This window comes from Rudaea sp. (genome assembly GCF_047601565.1).
Lineage (GTDB): Bacteria > Pseudomonadota > Gammaproteobacteria > Xanthomonadales > Rhodanobacteraceae > Rudaea.
Genome location: NZ_JASGIY010000001.1, coordinates 105657 through 123834 on the forward strand (window position 1 = coordinate 105657; position 18178 = coordinate 123834).

Here is an 18178-nt window from a genome sequence, read left to right on the forward strand (position 1 = left end):
TCATGCCGGAGGCGGGGTGCTCTCGCGCACCTGCAGTTGTGCAGACACCGTGGTCTGCTGTGGTTTGGCGCGGGCATGCCCGAGCTGCTTGAGCAACAATTCTGCCGCCTGGCGCCCGCGTTCGCGCGGCTGCGTGGCGATCGTGGTCAACGGCGGCGAGGCGAGCGCGGCCTCGGGAATGTCGTCGAAGCCGGTCAGGGCGAAATCGCGTCCGGGCTGTACGCCTCGCGCGGCGAGGCCCAGCATCAGGCCGAGTGCGACGGCATCGTTGTAGCAGACTGCCGCGGTCGGGTGTTCCTTGCCGTTGAACAGTGCCGGCGTGTTCGCCGCGGAGTCGATGCGGCTCGGCGCGGTTTCGATCATCCACTCCTTGCGCACGCGCAGGCCGACCGCACGCATTGCCTTCTCGAAACCGGCGCGGCGCTGCCGGCACGAACTCGAATCGGCGTGGCCGCCGTAGAACGCGATGCGACGATGGCCACGCTCGATCAGATGCGCGGTGGCCATCTCCGCGCCGCGCGCGTTGTCGAGGGCGAGGAAGTCCCAGTCGCCACCTTCGAGCTTGCGGTTGAACACGAGCACGGGCAGATGCGCGCCGAGCACGAGGCGCAGTTGTTCCGCGTCGCTGTGCTCGGCCGGCGAGAGGATCAGGCCCGCCGGCGTGTGTTCCATCAGCGAGGCGAGCACGGCCTGCTGGCGCTGCGGCGATTCGCCGGTGTTGCCGAGCAGGGTGACGTAGCCCTTGGCACCGAGCGCTTCATCGACGCCGGTGGCGAATTCGGCGAAGAACGGATTTGACAGATCGTTGATCACGAGTGCGATCGCACTGGACGTGCGCCGGCGCAGGTTCGCCGCGCCACGGTTGTAGACATAGTTCTGTTTCTTCAGCTCGGCCTGCACACGCATGCGCGTGTCCGCGCGCACGAGCGGGCTTTCGCGCAGCACGAGCGAGACCGTCGCGCGCGACACGCCCGCGCCGGCGGCGATGTCGCTGACCGTCGGCGTGCGCTGCACGGATTTGGCTGGGGAGGCGGTTTTCTTCATTCGTCGCTTCGTGACGATGCGCCTGCGGGCCGTTGGGCTGAAGCGTTCGGGCAGGCCGCCGGCGGCAGATCGGCCGGATGCGTGCCCCACGCCGGCGTCTTCCCGGTGAGCGCGTAGCGGAGCGTCGCGCTTTGGCGCAGCGTGTCCCAGTCAGTGAATACTTTCGCCTGCGCACGACCATTGATCTGCGCGCCCTCGATGTACTGCAGCTTGCTGCCGTCTGCGCCGGGGGCGTCGATCACCAGCGTCTTGCCGTCGGCGAGGTCGAGCTCGGCATGCTCGAAGCGCGGCGCGTGCAGCAGGATCCAGCCCGTGCCCGGCATGCCGGGATAGATGCCGAGCGCGCTGAACAGGTACCACGCCGACATCGTGCCGAGGTCGTCGTTGCCGGTGACGCCGTTCGGGCCGTCGGTGAACAGTGTCTGCGCGGCGCGCAGCACCACCGCGGTCTTCCACGGTGCGCCGGTCAGCGTGTACATCCACGGGCTGTGCAGGTCGGGCTCGTTGTTCGGGTTGTAACGGAACTGGTTGTAGTAGTCGTAGGCGCCCATGACCCATTCCTTGCGCGCGGCATGAAGCGGATCGGCGAGCAGTTTGTCGAACGCGAAAAAGACGTCCAGACGTCTATGCGTCTGTTCGGCGCCGCCCATTGCCTCGACCAGCGCGGGCACGTCCTGCTGTTCGAGCCACTGGTACTGCCAGGCCGTGCCTTCGTGGAAACCGTCTTCGCTTGCGGGCGAATAAGGTTTGTCCTTCGGCGAAAACCACGAGCCGTCGATCGACTTCGGCTGCGGAAAACCCTGGAAGCCACCGTGCCCGGCGTCGACGAGCGAAGCGTTCCACAAGCTGCGCCAGTAGCCGCTGCGCGCCGACCAACGCTGCGCGTCGGCCTTGTCACCGAGACCGCGCGCCATCAGCGCAAGCGCACAATCGGCCTGCGCGTATTCGAACGTCGCGGAGGCGGCGTGTTCCTGGTCCACGTCCATCGTCTTCTTGGTCTGCGAAAATTTTTCGTATTCGACGAAGCCGTGCGCGATGTAGTTGTCGTTGCCGGCGCGGCCTTCCTCGCGCCACTGCTTCGGCGGCTTGCCGTCGGCGTTGCGCTTGAGCGCAACGAGTGCGCGCTGCGCCTCCTCACCGGACAAGGCGCCGTATTTCCACAGGTCGGCAAGGAACGGCGTGACCGGATCGCCGGTCATCGTGTTCGTTTCGGTGGTCGCGTACGCCCACTTCGGCAGCCAGCCGCCTTGCTCGGCCATGGTGACGATCGTGCGCGCGATGTCGCGCGCGCGTTGCGGGCGCAGCATCGCGAGCATCTGGTTCTGCGCGCGATGGGTGTCCCAGAGCGAGAAGTACTGGTAGTAGGTCCAGCCTTCGGCTGTGTGGATCGCGTCGCCCCAGCCGCGGTAGCGGCCGTCGGCATCGCTGCCGGTCAGTGGCTGCAACAGTACGTGGTACAGCGAAGTGGTGAAGACGATGCGGTCCTCCGGCGTGCCGCCGCGCACGCGCACGCTCGATAGTTCCTTGCGCCACGCTTCCTGCGCGCGCTGCCGGATCGCGTCGAATCCGAGCGGCCTGCCGTCGGCATAGCCCTCGCTGCGCAGATTGGCGCGCGCGCCGTCGGCGTCGACGTAGGAAATCGCGCTGCGCAGGGTCACGGCTTCACCGTCCTTCAGGTCGAACGCGAACCAGGCGCCGTTCGGCGACTCGGCCGCGCTCGATTCTTTCGAACCCGGCGATGCGCGAAGCTTGCTCCAGGTGCCCCAAGTCTTGAACGGGCGATCGGACTCGATGCGGAAATACGTCGTGTAGAGACTGCCGCCGCAGAAGCCGAGCGCCTCGATCGAGCCTTCCAGCGTGCGCTCATCGACGATGCGCGCGTTGCTGTGGAAGATGCGATGACGCACGCTGTCGTGGAACGTCGTCGCCTGACCGACGTTGACGAGAATTTTCGCCTGCGCGCCGTGGGCGAAGGTGTAGCGCTCGGCGCCGACGCGCGTCAGCGCGCTCGTTTCCGCGATGATGCCACCGTAATCGATCAAACGTACCTTGTAATAACCGGGCTGGCCGATTTCACCTTTGTGTTCGTAGGCGGAGGCATAGTGCGCCTCGTCGAACGTCTCGGCATTGAGGGTATCGAACTTGAATTTTCCGCCTGCGCCGATATCGCCGGTCATGGGCAGCACCGAGACGAGTCCGCCCTGTTCGAAGCAGCCCGCGCCCGAGAGGAACGCATGGCCGAAGCCGCGAATCTTCGTGTCGGTGTATTGCCAGCCCGCGTAGTGCGAACCGATCGGGCTGACCTGGATCATGCCGAACGGCGCGGATGCGCCGGGGAACGTGTTGCCCTCGTCCTGGGTGCCGATGAAGGTATTGACCTCGGCGATCGGGTCCGTCTGCGCAGCGACGGCGGCCGTGCACGATGCGGCGGCGAACAGGGTGGCGACGAATATCCGGCTTGCTTTCACGAAACGTTCCTTCTCGCTTTCGCTTTGTTTTGTCGTGTCCGGCTCAGGAGCCGCGCAGCGCCGCGACGAGCGCGCGCACGCGCGCGACGTCGGTCTGCACGAAATCCGGTTCGAGCCCCGGCAGGTTTTCGCGACGCAGGTGCATGCCCGAGCGGCGCACGGCACCCGCCGAGGAATGGCATTCGGCCACGCCCGTTCGCGCGACGAGCCCGCGCACGTTGTCGGCGTTGACGCCGCCGCCGGCCATGATCGCGATGCGGCCGTTCGCCTTGCGCACGTATCCTGCGATCGCTTCGGCGCCGAGAACCACACTCGCCGCCGCGCCAGAGGTGAGCACGCGCGCGCAGCCGAGCGCGATGATGTCTTCGAGCGCCGCGCCCGGATCGCGCGCCGCATCGAACGCGCGATGGAAGGTGACGTCGAGCTTGCCCGCCGCCGCGACGAGGCGCCGGCACAGTGCGACATCGACATTGCCGTCCGCATCGAGCGCGCCGATGACGACGCCGTCGGCGCCGCTGCGCGCGCAATCCTCGATGTCGCCGATCATGGCGTGGATCTCAGCCTCGTCGTAAAGAAAATCGCCACCGCGCGGGCGCACCAGCACGTGGATCGGAATGCGCAGCCGCCTGCGCGACTCGACCAGCGTGCCGTGCGATGGCGTCGTGCCGCCTTCGTGCAAGTTGGCGCAGAGTTCGATGCGGTCGGCGCCGCCTTCCTGTGCGGCAAGTGCGGAGGCGATCGAGGCGGCGGCGATTTCGAGCAAGGGCATGTTCGTGAATGGTGTGCGTGAGTCGGGAGACGGCCGGGCCGGGGCATCGCCGCGGGCGGATGCCGTAGTGCGGCGTGCATCTTTTGCGGAAATGGGTTATCCCTGTATTTGGATCGATCCAAAGAGCGCGGCGACTTTACCATTTTCGCGATGCGGGTAAACACTGCATTGCACCATTCACGCCGTAGGATCATTGTGGTCGATCCGAAACGATGACCCGTTCATCCATGGAGCCGCCGTGCGCCTGATCTCGTTGCCGATCCTCGTTCTCTTGCTGGCCGCATCGGCTGGCGCCGCGGAAAAAATTCCGCTTTCGACCGATGCCAATCCGGGGAGCCCCGCGCTCGTGCCGCACATCGCGGCGTGGCGCAAGCTTGGTTTCGGCATGTTCGTCCACTGGGGCCTGTACTCCGAGCTCGGTGGCGTCTGGCAGGGCAAGCCGGTGACGAAGGGCTACTCCGAGCAGATCCAGAGCTTCGCGAAGATATCGCCCGCGGACTACGCCGAAGTGGCAAAGCGATTCACCGCGGTGGAGTTCGACGCCGACGCGATCTGCGCGCTGGCGAAGGAGGCCGGCGCGCGCTACATCCTCGTCACCAGCAAGCATCACGACGGCTTCGCGATGTTCGACACGAAGTCGACCGACTACAACATCGTCAAGCGCACGCCGTTCGGCAAGGATCCGCTCAAGCTGCTGTCGACCGCGTGCCGCAGGATCGGGCTCGGCTTCGGCGTGTACTTCTCGCTGGTCGACTGGCATGCGGGGCACGCGTTCGATGCCGACAACGGCAATCCGATCCCGGCCTCGATGGAGCCGTTGATCGAGCAGCAGCTGCGCGAGCTGATGACGAACTACGGGCCGATCACCGAAGTCTGGTTCGACATGTCCTCGCCGACGCCCGGACAGAGCCGCAAGTTCGCCGCGATCGTGCGCGAACTGCAGCCGCAGGCGGCGATCAATGGGCGCATCTGGAACAATGTTGGCGACTTCGTCACGCTCGGCGACAACGAGACGCCGCCACCGGGACTGCAGCCGCCGTTCGAGGTTCCCGCCTCGATCTATCACGAAACCTGGGGCTATCGCAGCTGGCAAAAGCGCGAGGACGCCGACGGCAAGGTGCGCGAACTCGTGCATGGCCTCACCGAAGCGCGTGCGCACGGCGGCAACTACTTGCTCAACATCGGGCCGATGGGCGACGGCTCGATCGTGCCGTTCGAGGCACAGGTGCTGCGCAGCATCGGCGCGTGGCTGCGCGCGCATCCGCACGCGCTCGATCTCGGCGCGCCGGCAGCGCCGCAAAAAATCGTCACCGCTGCGGCGGACGGATCGATACGGATCGCGCGCGCCGACTGGTCCGCAGGCACGAGCTTCGGCTTCCGCAACGGCTACACGACGCAGTATCCGACGACGGTGTTGTTATCGGCATCCTTCGCTTCGCCGCATGCGCAACTGCTCGGTCTGCGCTTCGAGGGCCTCAAGGCCGATCCGGGCCGGCGCTATCGAATTTCGGTCGGAGACGAATTCCACGAAGTCGATGGGGCAGCCCTGACCAAGGGGCTCATCGAGCCGTTTCATGTTCCTGCATCGAGTTCCATTCCGGTGAGCATTCGTTTGGCCAAACCTAGCTACGCCGCGGAAGATATCGATCTGGAATTCACCGCCGTCAATTTTCTGCAGGTGCTGGAATGAAGAATATCTCCCGCCGCGACTTCCTCGCCTGCAGCGGCGCCGCGCTTGTCGCAGGCGCATTGCCGCAGCGTCGTGCCTTTGCGGACGAGGCGAGGACATTGCCACGGCCGACGCCGAGCCAGTTGCTCTGGCAACGCGACGAACTGGCGATGTTCGTGCATCTGGGTGTCAACACGTTCACCAATCGCGAATGGGGCCTCGGCAACGAAGACCCGTCGATATTCAATCCGGCCGCGCTCGATGCGCGCCAGTGGGCGCGCAGCGCGCGCGAAGCCGGCGCGCACGCGATGGTCCTGACAGCAAAGCATCACGACGGCTTCTGCCTGTTCCCGACGAAAACCACGAAGCACTCGGTCGAAAGCAGTCCGTGGCGCGGCGGCAAGGGCGACGTCGTGCGCGAGTTCGCCGCCGCCTGCCGTGCGGAGAACCTGCGCGTCGGCCTGTACTGCTCGCCGTGGGACCGCAACTCGCCGGCCTACGGCGGCGATCACTACAACGATTTCTACTGCGAGCAGTTGACCGAACTGCTGACGCGCTACGGCGACATCCACGAGATGTGGTTCGACGGCGCCAACGGCGAAGGCCCGAACGGCAAGCGCCAGACCTACGACTGGCCGCGCATCCATGCGCTCGTGCGCAGGCTGCAGCCGAATGCGGTGATGTTCTCCGACGCCGGCCCCGATGTGCGCTGGTGCGGCAACGAGAAAGGCATGGCCGGTTATCCGAACTGGTCGACGGTCGATCCCGTCGCAGTGCCGTATCCGGGCGCGGACAGCCCGGCGGTGACGAACGCGCTGCTGCATGGCGATCCCGCGGGCCGTGCCTGGCGACCGGCCGAGGCCGACGTGTCGATCCGCCCGGGCTGGTTCCATCACGCGGCCGAGGACGACAAGCTGAAGAGCGTCGAAGCGTTGAACGAAATCTGGTTCAACTCGGTCGGGCACAATTCGAAACTGTTGCTCAACGTGCCGCCGACGCGCGAAGGCCTGTTCCATGCGAATGATGTCGCGCGCTTGCGCGAGTGGCGCGTTGCGCGCGATGCGTTGTTCGCGCGCGATCTCGCGGCGGGCAAAAAGGTCGCGTGGAAGAAAACGGGCGAGCACAGCGCGGTCGCCGAAATCGATCTGGGTGCGGCCGTGCGCATCGGCATCGTGCGCCTCGCCGAAGACATCGTGCGTGGCCAGCGCGTATCGAAATACGTCTTGCACGGCGCGACCGACGGCGGCTGGACGGAACTCATGCGAGGCGAAACGATCGGTGCCTGCAAACTCGACCGCATCGCGCCGACGATGCTGCGCAGGCTGCGCGTGACGATCACCGATGCGATCGCGTCGCCGCTGCCGCTACGCATCGCGGCGTATCCGGGCGATGCAAGCTAGAGCATTTTCAAATCAAGCCTTAATACCCAAAGCGCGCCCCTCCGGATGCCACCACCCTCCCCCGCGCTGCCCGAAGGGCGAGCCACAGGAATGTGGCGAGTGCAAGCTGTCGCGAAGCGACTGAAGGGGGCGCTTTTTGTGACTGAAAAATCGAAAATGCCTTGAGCACAGTTGGCGCATGAGTAGAGACCTATTTCAAGGCATCCGGTTTGCGCGTTACCTCGTCGACCATGTTGCCGTTCTCGCGCACGAAGATGCGATCGACCGCCCCGCCTTTCGGCGCCGAGAACTCGAAGCGCAGGTCGCGTTCCCTGGCGAAGAACTGCGTCGGTGACAGGGCGAAGATCGCGAGCGTGAACGAATCCGAAGTCAGCTTGAGGTGCGATCCGTCGACGGCTACGTCGAAGTCCGCGCCTTGCCTGTTCGTGTAGCGGCCGGCCAGCCTCGACAGTGCCGCCGCTGACAGTTCGATCGCGGCGGGCGGCACGTACGCCACGCCGCCGTGCGAGTAGCTGAACACGCGGCTCATGCGCCAGCGGCCGTCGACGTATTCCCACAGATCGTCGAATTTGGCCTGTCCGGTCAGGTATTCGGGCTTGCCCGGTTCGGTAACGTAGAAGCGGTGATCGCCGACCAGCAGCGCGCGATTGCCGGCCATCGGATAGAACTTCACCGAGTCAGCGACCGCCTCGCGGCGCACGCGCTGGTCCGGGTTGCCACAGATGTTCTTCCTGATCGATTCGACCAGCGCCGCGCGCGATTTCGTCAATCCGCCCTTGTCGTGATAGAACTCGACGTCGGCGGTGAAGTAGTCGCCGGTCGTGGCGAGGTCGCAGGTGTTGTAGGTTTTCCAGAATGCCTCGTCCGCGGCGCGCACCGCCGTTTCGACATCGCCTGCGGGCGGGTTGGCACGCACGCTCGACGCGAGGAGCAACGACAGGAAAAAGGCAGAAACGGTTTTCATGGCGGCGGGCTCCTGTTTGCGTCATCGATCACCGCAGCATCCTATACTTCGCGCATGGCTCCGGCACCTATTTCACGCATGATTTCCGACGAAACCGAATCCGCGCCGACGAAACCCGTCTCGAAGCGCCTCAACAAACACATCGCCGGGACCGGCTGCTGCTCGCGGCGCGAAGCAGTCCGCCTAATGGCGGAAAAACACGTGGCGTGTTGATTTCCACGCAAAAGTGAACCGGATTTTCCGTTCGAAAATGAGCCACCCGATTGCGGGTTCAGCTTGGCTCACTGGATCGACTTTTCGGGGGCGCCACCTCCTTCCGGCCGGTCGTGACGTGGTGGCGTAAGCAGTAAACTTTCAAACCATTCGTCGAACCCCATGCGTGGCTAGTCAACTCTCCGAAAGCGAGGTCTCATGCAAGTCAGGGAAAGCACCATCGAGCAGGAGCTGATCGAAAAGCTCGGCGAGCTCAAGTACACGCTGCGCCCGGACATCCGCGACCGCGCGGCACTCGAACGCAATTTCCGCGAGAAGTTTCAGGAGCTGAACCGCGTCACCCTGACCGATGCCGAATTCCAGCGCCTGCTGGAAGAAATCGTCACGCCGGACGTGTTCACCGCCGCCCATACCCTGCGCAACCGCAACGCCTTCACCCGCGACGACGGCACGCCGCTGAACTACACGCTGGTCAACATCGGCGACTGGTGCAAGAACACCTTCGAGGTCGCCAGTCAGTTGCGTGTCAACACCGACTACAGCCACCACCGCTATGACGTTATCCTGCTCATCAACGGCGTGCCCGCGGTGCAGATCGAGCTGAAGACACTGGGCATCAATCCGCGCCGCGCGATCGAGCAGATCGTCGAATACAAGAACGACGCCGGCAACGGCTACAGCCGCACGCTGCTGTGCTTCATCCAGTTGTTCGTGGTCAGCAACCGCGACTCGACTTATTACTTCGCCAACAACAACGCGCGCCACTTCGCATTCAATGCGGACGAGCGGTTTCTGCCGATCTACGAATACGCCACCCCGGACAACACCAAGATCAAGGGCATCCACGCCTTCGCCGACGCATTCCTCGCCAAGTGCACGCTCGGGCAGATGATCAGCCGCTACATGGTGCTGGTGGCCAGCGAGCAGAAATTGTTGATGATGCGGCCGTACCAGATTTACGCGGTCAAGAACATCGTCGAGTGCATCGACAAGAACCTCGGCAACGGCTACGTCTGGCACACCACCGGCAGCGGCAAGACGCTCACCAGCTTCAAGGCATCCACGCTGCTCAAGGCCAATCCGGCCATCGAGAAGTGCCTGTTCGTGGTCGATCGCAAGGACCTCGATCGGCAGACCCGCGAGGAATTCAACCGCTTTCAGGAAGGCTGCGTCGAGGAAAACACCAACACCGGCACGCTGGTGCGCCGCATGCTCTCGGACGACGCGGCCGACAAGGTCATCGTCTGCACCATCCAGAAACTCGGCCTGGCGCTGGATGAAACCAGCAAGCGCAACAAGAGTCGCGAGAGGCGCGGCCAGGCAAGTCACGCCGAGCAGCTCGAAGCGCTGCGCGACAAGCGCATCGTCTTCATCTTCGACGAATGCCACCGCTCGCAGTTCGGCGAGAACCATCAGGCCATCAAGGATTTCTTCCCCAAGGCACAACTGTTCGGTTTCACCGGCACGCCGATCTTCGAGCAGAACGCCAGCACCAAGCGCATCGAGGGCGACGAGCAGACGCTCAAGACCACCGAAGACCTGTTCCAGCAATCCCTGCACGAATACACCATCACCCACGCCATCGAAGACAGGAACGTCCTGCGCTTCCATGTCGACTACTACAAACCGGACGGAAAGCACGCGCCCAAGGCCGGCGAAACGCTGGCCAAGCGCGCCGTGGTCGAGGCCATCCTCGCCAAGCACGATGCCGCTACCGGCGGGCGCCGTTTCAACGCCATCCTCGCCACCGCGTTCATAAACGACGCCATCGAATACTTCGAGCTTTTCAAAGAAGCGCAGGCGCAGAAGCAGCAGACCGATCCGGACTGGCAGCCGCTCAACATCGCCGCGGTGTTTTCGCCGCCGGCCGACGTCAGCGCCGATGTGAAGCAATTGCAGGAAGACCTGCCGCAGGAGCAGCAGGACAACAAGCAGGAGCCCGAGAAGAAGAAGGCAGCGCTCAAGGAAATCATTACTGACTACAATGCGCGCTTCGGCACCAATCACCGCGTTGAGGAATTCGACGCCTACTACCAGGACGTGCAGCAGCGCATCAAGGACCAGCAATTCCCGAATGCCGACCTGCCGAAAAAGGGTCGCGAGAAGCTCGACATCGTGATCGTGGTGGACATGCTGCTCACCGGCTTCGACAGTAAGTACCTCAATACGCTCTACGTGGACAAGAACCTCAAGCACCACGGCCTGATCCAGGCGTTCAGCCGCACCAACCGCGTGCTCAACGACACCAAGCCCTACGGCAACATCCTCGACTTCCGCGGCCAGCAGAAAGAGGTGGATGCCGCCATCGCGCTGTTCTCCGGCGCCAAGGCCGACAAGGCTCGCGAAATCTGGCTGGTGGACACCGCGCCCGTGGTCATCGAGAAATTGAAAACCGCGCGCGACGACCTCGACAGCTTCATGCGGTCGCAAGGCCTCACCGGCAAGCCGGACGACATCGCCAACCTCAAGGGCGACGCCGCGCGCGCCGCTTTCGTCGAGCACTTCAAGCAGGTGCAGAAACTCAAGACCCAGCTCGACCAGTACACCGACCTCACGCCCGAGCAGGAACAGGAAATCGAGCAGGTGCTGCCGCCCGACGAGCACAACGCGTTCCGCGGCGCGTATCTGGAAACCGCGCAGCGCCTGCGCGCGCAGCAGAACAAGCCGTCCGGCCAGAAAGACGAGGCGGTGGACCAGCTCGATTTCGAATTCGTGCTGTTCGCCTCCAGCACCATCGACTACGACTACATCATGAAGCTGATCGCCGACTACTCGGCGAAGACGCCCGGCAAGGCCAGCATGAGCCGCGAGCAGTTGATCGGCCTGATCGCCAGCGATGCCAAGTTCATGGACGAGCGCGATGACATCAGCGAATACGTGCGCGGTTTGAAGGCAGGCGAAGGGCTGGACGAAGCCGCGATCCGCGCCGGCTATGCGAAGTTCAAGGCCGACAAGGCCGCGAAGGAAATGGCCGCGCTGTCGGAGAAACACGGCCTGCGCGTGGCCGCGTTGCAGGCATTCGTCGATGCGATTCTTGCGCGCCGCATTTTCGATGGCGAAGCGCTGACCGAATTGCTCGCGCCGCTCGATCTCGGCTGGAAGGCGCGCGCGCAGAAGGAACTCGCGCTGATGGGCGATCTGCTGCCGCTGCTGAAGAAGCGCGCCGGCGGGCGCGAGATCGCAGGGCTGAATGCGTACGAGGAATGACGATGGCGAAGCAGGGCGCGAAGGGGGCGATGCCGAGGCTGCGGTTTCCGGAGTTTCGGAATGCACCGGAGTGGGAAAACGCGATCTTGGGGGATTTGTCGGAGGTTGTTCGTGGAGGCTCGCCACGTCCGATTGATGGCTTCCTTACGAATACCGCAGACGGCCTCAACTGGCTTAAGATTGGCGATGTGGACAAGGAGGCCAAATACGTCACTCACACGGCAGAGAAAGTCCGGCCTGAAGCGCTGAGTAAGACGCGAGTTGTAAATCCTGGAGACTTGATTCTCTCGAACTCGATGAGTTTCGGTCGGCCCTACATCCTTCAGATCAAGACGTGCATTCACGATGGCTGGATTGCCATTACCGGCATCGCCCAAAGGGCTGGTAGAGATTTCCTCTATTATTCGATCTCGGCACCCAGCAGCCAAAACTACTTTGTTGATAACGCTGCCGGGAGTGGGGTGCAGAATCTCAATGCAGACATCATAAAGGCGCTGCCGGTCTATTTCCCATCGCGCCCCGAGCAACAAAAAATCGCCGACTGCCTGACGTCGCTGGACGAGGTGATTGCCGCGCAGGCGCGAAAAGTGGAAGCGTTGAAGACGCACAAACGCGGCCTGATGCAGCAGCTTTTCCCCCGCGAAGGCGAAACCCGCCCCCGCCTCCGCTTCCCCGAGTTCCGCGACGCACCGGAGTGGATCACGCGTTCTCTCGGTGAATTGATGGTCATCGGCTCGTCAAGGCGTGTTCACGAATCCGATTGGGTGACAACCGGAGTTCCTTTCTATCGCGCCCGCGAGCTCGTCGCGATTGGCAAGGGCGAGCCTATAAATCCCCTTTTTATCAGTGAGGCTCTCTACGCTGAATTCTCGAGGCTCACGGGCGAGATTGATGAAGGCCAGCTACTGGTTACAGGTGTCGGATCAATCGGTATTCCATATCTGGTTAAAAGTGGTGATCGGTTCTACTTCAAGGACGGGAACATTATTTGGCTGAAGAATGGCCAAGTCGATCTTTCGGGTGATTTCTTGTTTCGACTATTTGAGTCGGAGTACGTGCAGGGCCAGATCGCAACGATGGCGGGTATCGGTACGGTTGGGACATACACCATCGAGAATGCAAAGCGGACAATCGCATCTTTTCCTGTAGACAAGCGCGAGCAACAACGCATCGCCGACTGTCTCTCTTTCCTCGACGTCCAAATCACCGCCGAATCCCGCCAGTTCGCCGCCTTCAAGACCCACAAGCAGGGCCTGATGCAGCAGTTGTTCCCGTCGCCGGAAGACGTCGCCGCATGAGCGAGCTGATCCTCTACACCAGCGAAGACGGCGCCAGCCGCATCCAGCTGCGCGCCGACGGCCAGACCGTGTGGCTGACGCAGCTGGAAATGGCCGAGTTGTTCCAGACCAGCAAGCAGAGCATCTCGCTGCACCTGAAAAACATAATTGAAGACAAAGAGTTGGAGGCGGGGGCAACTGTCAAGGAATCCTTGACAGTTCAAACCGAAGGCGGCCGCGAGGTGCGGCGCCCGGTCATGCTCTACAACCTCGACGCCATCCTCGCCGTGGGCTATCGCGTGCGCTCGCCGCGCGGCGTGCAGTTCCGCCGCTGGGCCAGCACTGCGCTCAAGGAATACCTGCTCAAGGGCTTCGTCATGGATGACGAGCGCCTGAAAAACCCGGACGGACGTGCCGACTACTTCGACGAGATGCTGGCGCGCATCCGCGACATCCGCGCGTCGGAAAAGCGCTTCTACCAGAAGGTGCGCGACCTGTTCGCGCTGAGCGTGGACTACGACAAGAGCGACCGCGCCACGCAGACTTTTTTCGCCACCGTGCAGAACCTGCTGCTGTACGCGGTGACTCGGCAAACCGCGGCGGAACTCATCGTGGCCCGCGCCAACGTCGACGACCCGCATTTCGGCCTGCGCGCATGGAGCGGCGGCCAGGTGCGCAAGCAGGACATCGTGGTCGCCAAGAATTACCTGAGCATCGACGAGATCGACACCCTCAATCGGCTGGTGGTGATCTTCCTGGAAACCGCGGAGCTGCGAGCCAAGAACCGGCAGAAAATCCCCATGCGGTTCTGGATGGAAAATGTGGGCCAGATCATCAGTTCCAATGGCTTTCCCCTGCTGGCGAATGCTGGCTCCATCAGCCACACGCAGATGGAAACGCAAACCGCCGAGCGCTATCTCGCTTTCGACACGCAACGCAAACAGCAGGAAGCGCAGGCGGCTGATGCGGCGGACGAGGCTGAATTGACTATGTTGGAAAGCAAGATCAAGGGGCGCCGGAAGCCATGACACGAGCTAACCAGAAGCAGCCAGGCAAAGAGGTGCGTCGTGACCTTCCTTGATCTTTCTGCATTGGCGAAGCACCTTCGCGAGGAATTGGACAGGAAGAGGTTTGTCCTGCTCTATGCCTATAACGGCACGGGCAAGACTCGACTCTCAACTGCGTTCAAGGACTTGGGCAAGCAAGGCGACGAGCGCGACACTCTGTACTTCAACGCATTCACGGAAGACCTTTTCCAGTGGGACAACGATCTTGCCAACGATCGCGAGCGCGTGCTGAAGATCAATCGGGACTCCCGCTTCTTCGCTGGGCTGGCTGAGCTGGAGATGGACAACCGCATCCGCCCGCTGCTGAGTCGTTACGCCGACTTCGATTTCCGCATTGATACGATCGATTGGGAAGTGAGTTTCTCGCGAGAGGTGGAGAGCAACGGAACCACGACGACGGTGGAGGACATTAAAGTCTCGCGCGGCGAGGAGAACATCTTCATATGGTGTTTCTTCCTGGCCATCCTTCAGCTGGTATTGGACAAAGCTGAGGCCTACAAGTGGGTGAAGTATGTCTACATTGACGATCCCATTTCATCGTTGGATGAACACAACGCCATCACTGTTGCCAATCATCTTGGTCAGATGCTGCTGAAGGCCGGAAGCAACACGCCGCCAACCGTGATTTCCTCGCATTACACGCTGTTCTTCAACGTGCTGGGGAATGAGCTCAAGAAGAAGGCGAAGAAGTATCTGCTGTGCCGGGACGTGGCAGGTGCGGGCTTCGTGCTTCGCGACACGGGTAACACACCGTTCTTCCAGCATGTTTCCAATTTGTCCGAACTGGAAGATGCGCAGAAAAGCGGAAAACTTTACACGCACCACTTCAATATGCTGCGTTCGATCATGGAGAAGACGGCCAGTTTTCACGGCTATGCGAATTTCGGCGACTGTGTGCGCCCGAGCGACGACGATGCAGACAAGACCCTGCATACGCGGGTGGTCAACATCATGAGCCACGGCAATTATTCCCTTTACGAGCCAATCGAAATGCTCGAAGAGAACAAAGCGCTGTTCCGCACAATTCTCGATGACTTCCGCAAGGCCTTTCCGTTCAATCCCAACCCGTTCAATCAAAGCCAACAGGCGGATGCCGAATGACAGAGAACGACCAGAAACAACTCGGCAAAACTCTCTGGGCCATTGCCGACCAGCTGCGCGGCAGCATGAACGCGGACGACTTCCGCGACTACATGCTGTCGTTCCTGTTCCTGCGCTATCTCTCGGACAACTACGAGGCGGCGGCGAAGAAGGAGCTGGGAGCGGATTTTCCGAAAATCATCGATGGCGAGGCGATCACGCCGTTGCAGCGGTGGTACGAGGAGAACGAGAACGATGTCGGCGAGTTCGAGAAACAGATGCGCCGCAAGGTGCATTACGTCATCGAGCCACAGTACTTGTGGGGCAACATTGTCCAACTGGCGAAGGAGCAGAACGACGATCTGCTGAATACCCTGCAGAAAGGCTTCAAGTACATCGAGGAAGAGTCGTTCGAAAGCCAATTCCAGGGCTTGTTCTCGGAGATCAATCTTGCTTCGGACAAGCTGGGGCGCAAGTACGCCGACCGCAATGCCAAGCTGTGTTCGATCATCAGTGAAATCGCGCGGGGCATGGCGCTGTTTTCCACCGACACCGACACGTTGGGCGACGCCTACGAATACCTGATCGGCCAGTTCGCCGCCGGCTCCGGCAAGAAGGCCGGCGAGTTCTACACGCCGCAGCAGATTTCGAACATTCTCTCCGCGATCGTCACGTTGGACAGTCAGGAGCCCGCCACCGGCCCGCGCAGCAAGCTGGACGGCGTGTTCGATTTCGCCTGCGGTTCGGGTTCGCTGCTGCTCAACATCCGTCACCGCATCAAGGAAAATGGCGGCAGCATCGGCAAGATTTTCGGGCAGGAATACAACGTCACCACCTACAACCTCGCGCGCATGAACATGCTGCTGCACGGGGTGAAGGACACCGAGTTCGAAATTTTCCACGGCGACACGCTGAAGAACGATTGGGACTGGCTGCGCGAAACCAACCCGGCGAAGAAGCCGCAATTCGACGCCGTGGTCGCCAATCCACCTTTCAGCTACCGCTGGGAGCCGAAGGATGAAGCGAGTCAGGACGCGCGCTTCAAGAATCACGGCGTGGCGCCGAAAAGCGCCGCCGATTTCGCCTTCCTGCTGCACGGCCTGCATTACCTCAAGGACGACGGCGTGATGGCGATCATCCTTCCGCACGGCGTGCTGTTCCGCGGCGGCAAGGAGGCGGACATCCGCACCAAGCTGCTCAGCGACGGCCACATCGACACCGTGATCGGCCTGCCGGCCAACCTGTTCTATTCCACCGGCATCCCTGTGTGCATTCTGGTGCTGAAGAAGTGCAAGAAGCCCGACGACGTGCTGTTCATCAACGCCGCCGAGCATTTCACCAAGGGCAAGCGCCAGAACCAGCTGAGCGACGAACACATCGAGCGGATTGTCTCGACTTACCGGAATCGAACGGAGCAGGAGCGCTATTCACGCCGCGTGCCGATGCGGGAAATAGTCGACAACGACTACAACCTCAATATCTCGCGCTATGTCAGCACCGCGGAGTCCGAGCAGGAGATCGACCTCAAGGCCGTGCACGCCGACTTGGCGGCGATCGAATTGGAGATCGCTGGTGCGAAGGAGCGCCACAACGCTTTTCTCATGGAGTTGGAGCTGAGTCCTTTGCCTTGAGATCGGCGATTCGTTCGGATTTCTCAGAAATCGATGAAATAGCCGCCGTTCACCGGAATATTCGCACCTGTGATGAAACCCGATTCGTCGGCGGCGAGGAAGGCGACCACGCGCGCGATTTCGGACGGCTCGCCGAGGCGGCCGACCGGGATGCCCGCGACGATCTGGTTGCGCACGTTTTCGGGGATCGCGCGCACCATCGCGGTGTTGCAGTAGCCGGGCGACACGCTGTTGACGGTCACGTTCTTGCGTGCCACTTCGCGCGCCAGCGCCATCGTGAAGCCGTGCATGCCGGCCTTGGCCGCGGAATAGTTGGTCTGGCCGAACTGGCCGGTCTGGCCGTTGACCGAGGAGATGTTGACGATGCGGCCGAAGCCGCGCTCGCTCATGCCGTCGATGACGTTGCGGCACATGTTGAACACGCCGTCGAGGTTGATCTTGAGCACGTCGACCCACTGCTGGGGCGACATCTTGCGCAGCGTGGTGTCGCGCGTGATGCCGGCGGCGTTGACGAGGATGTCGACCGGGCCGTGCCTTGCTTCGACCTGCTTGACCAGAGCGGCGCAGGCGTCGAAGTCGGCGACGTTGAACGGCTCGAAGAAGATGCGGCCGGCGTAGTCCTCGATTTCTTTTTCGAACTCGGTCAGGCGCTCCGGGCGGCTGCCGAGATCGGCGGCGATCGCCACGCAGCCGGCGTCCGCCAGGTGCTTGCAGATTTCGGTGCCGAGCCCGCCGATGCCACCGGTGACCAGCGCGATGCGTTTCTTCATGCCTGCCTCGTCAAAAAAAATCCCATCGCTCGGGATGGGTTTGGTGTCGTTGCTGCGCCGAATTTGCTGCGCAGCGGAATCGAATGTCGCGATGCGGGTTCAGGGCTTGCCGTCTTTCTTCGCGGCGCCGGGCTGGGCATGCGCGGAAGCGGCGGCGGTCTTGAGAAAATTGTCCTGCACCGATTTCCACAGATCGAGGTTGCGTTCGGTCATGTCGTTGAGCATCGACCACGGAGTCTGCCCGAGGAGGTTGCTCAGCTGGCTGCGGAACTTGCCCTGTTGCTCGAGGAAAATTTGCAGGCTCTTCTCGAGATAGCTGCCCATGAAGCCCTGCATCGAGTCGCCGTAGAACCGGATCACCTGCGACAGCAGCTGCGTGGTGAACATCGGCTGGCCGTGGCCTTCGTGCTCGGCGATGATCTGCAGCAGCACGGTGCGGGTCAGGTCTTCGCCGGTCTTGGCGTCGCGGACTTCGAAATGGTCGCCGTCGAGCACGAGCTGGCGGACTTCCTCGAGCGTGATGTAGCTCGAAATCTCCGTGTCGTACAGGCGGCGGTTCGGATATTTTTTGATGATGCGGACTTGTGCCATGCCGCAAAACTAACAGATTGTGATGCGC

The 18178-nt window shown here is 62.3% G+C and carries 13 protein-coding genes; 7 read left to right on the top strand and 6 right to left on the bottom strand.

The window, feature by feature from the left end:
- From QM741_RS00445 to QM741_RS00455, 3 genes are read right to left on the bottom strand one after another with little or no spacing between them, the layout of a single operon-like run.
- Positions 1–1044: a LacI family DNA-binding transcriptional regulator gene (locus QM741_RS00445; protein WP_415205797.1), complete on the bottom strand. Its 1044-nt coding sequence runs from the start codon at positions 1042–1044 to the stop codon at positions 1–3.
- On the bottom strand, positions 1041–3512 hold the full coding sequence (locus tag QM741_RS00450) for a GH92 family glycosyl hydrolase (protein WP_415205798.1): 2472 nt from the start codon (positions 3510–3512) through the stop codon (positions 1041–1043). The genes QM741_RS00445 and QM741_RS00450 overlap by 4 nt, the downstream gene beginning before the upstream one ends.
- A 43-nt stretch (positions 3513–3555) precedes the next feature.
- On the bottom strand, positions 3556–4281 hold the full coding sequence (locus QM741_RS00455) for a copper homeostasis protein CutC (protein WP_415205799.1): 726 nt from the start codon (positions 4279–4281) through the stop codon (positions 3556–3558).
- Between the two features lie 238 nt (positions 4282–4519).
- Between QM741_RS00455 and QM741_RS00460 the strand changes: the two genes are divergently transcribed.
- The gene (locus tag QM741_RS00460) at positions 4520–5971 is read left to right on the top strand and encodes an alpha-L-fucosidase (protein WP_415205800.1); all 1452 of its coding nucleotides are present in this window, start codon (positions 4520–4522) and stop codon (positions 5969–5971) included.
- Entirely contained in the window at positions 5968–7350 is a 1383-nt protein-coding gene (locus QM741_RS00465; protein ID WP_415205801.1) for an alpha-L-fucosidase, read from the top strand. Before QM741_RS00460 ends, QM741_RS00465 begins: the two co-directional genes overlap by 4 nt.
- 190 nt (positions 7351–7540) lie before the next feature.
- Here QM741_RS00465 and QM741_RS00470 read toward each other — a convergent pair whose 3' ends face one another.
- Complete coding sequence (locus tag QM741_RS00470) at positions 7541–8314, bottom strand: DUF4440 domain-containing protein (RefSeq protein ID WP_415205802.1); 774 nt, start codon at positions 8312–8314, stop codon at positions 7541–7543.
- 411 nt (positions 8315–8725) lie between these two features.
- On the opposite strand from QM741_RS00470, the gene QM741_RS00475 reads away from it, so the two are divergent.
- The 5 genes from QM741_RS00475 to QM741_RS00495 are packed head-to-tail and all read left to right on the top strand — an operon-like array spanning position 8726 to position 16789.
- Positions 8726–11734, top strand: coding sequence for a type I restriction endonuclease subunit R (locus tag QM741_RS00475; protein ID WP_415205803.1), 3009 nt, complete (start codon positions 8726–8728; stop codon positions 11732–11734).
- A 2-nt stretch (positions 11735–11736) separates the two neighbouring features.
- Positions 11737–13032 (top strand): restriction endonuclease subunit S, encoded by a 1296-nt coding sequence (locus QM741_RS00480; protein WP_415205804.1) that lies wholly within the window; start codon positions 11737–11739, stop codon positions 13030–13032.
- On the top strand, positions 13029–14039 hold the full coding sequence (locus QM741_RS00485) for a virulence RhuM family protein (RefSeq protein ID WP_415205805.1): 1011 nt from the start codon (positions 13029–13031) through the stop codon (positions 14037–14039). Before QM741_RS00480 ends, QM741_RS00485 begins: the two co-directional genes overlap by 4 nt.
- A 39-nt stretch (positions 14040–14078) precedes the next feature.
- Positions 14079–15179, top strand: a complete 1101-nt coding sequence (locus tag QM741_RS00490) for an AAA family ATPase (protein WP_415205806.1) — start codon at positions 14079–14081, stop codon at positions 15177–15179.
- On the top strand, positions 15176–16789 hold the full coding sequence (locus QM741_RS00495; RefSeq protein ID WP_415205807.1) for a type I restriction-modification system subunit M: 1614 nt from the start codon (positions 15176–15178) through the stop codon (positions 16787–16789). Before QM741_RS00490 ends, QM741_RS00495 begins: the two co-directional genes overlap by 4 nt.
- 23 nt (positions 16790–16812) lie before the next feature.
- On the opposite strand, the gene phbB is transcribed toward QM741_RS00495, so the two are convergent.
- Both phbB and phaR read right to left on the bottom strand, forming a co-directional pair.
- Entirely contained in the window at positions 16813–17559 is a 747-nt protein-coding gene (gene phbB, locus QM741_RS00500; RefSeq protein ID WP_415205808.1) for an acetoacetyl-CoA reductase, read from the bottom strand.
- Between the two features lie 99 nt (positions 17560–17658).
- Positions 17659–18150 carry a polyhydroxyalkanoate synthesis repressor PhaR gene (phaR, locus tag QM741_RS00505; RefSeq protein WP_415205809.1) on the bottom strand — a complete coding sequence of 164 codons (492 nt, stop codon included), beginning with the start codon at positions 18148–18150 and terminating at the stop codon, positions 17659–17661.
- Positions 18151–18178: the final 28 nt, after the last annotated feature.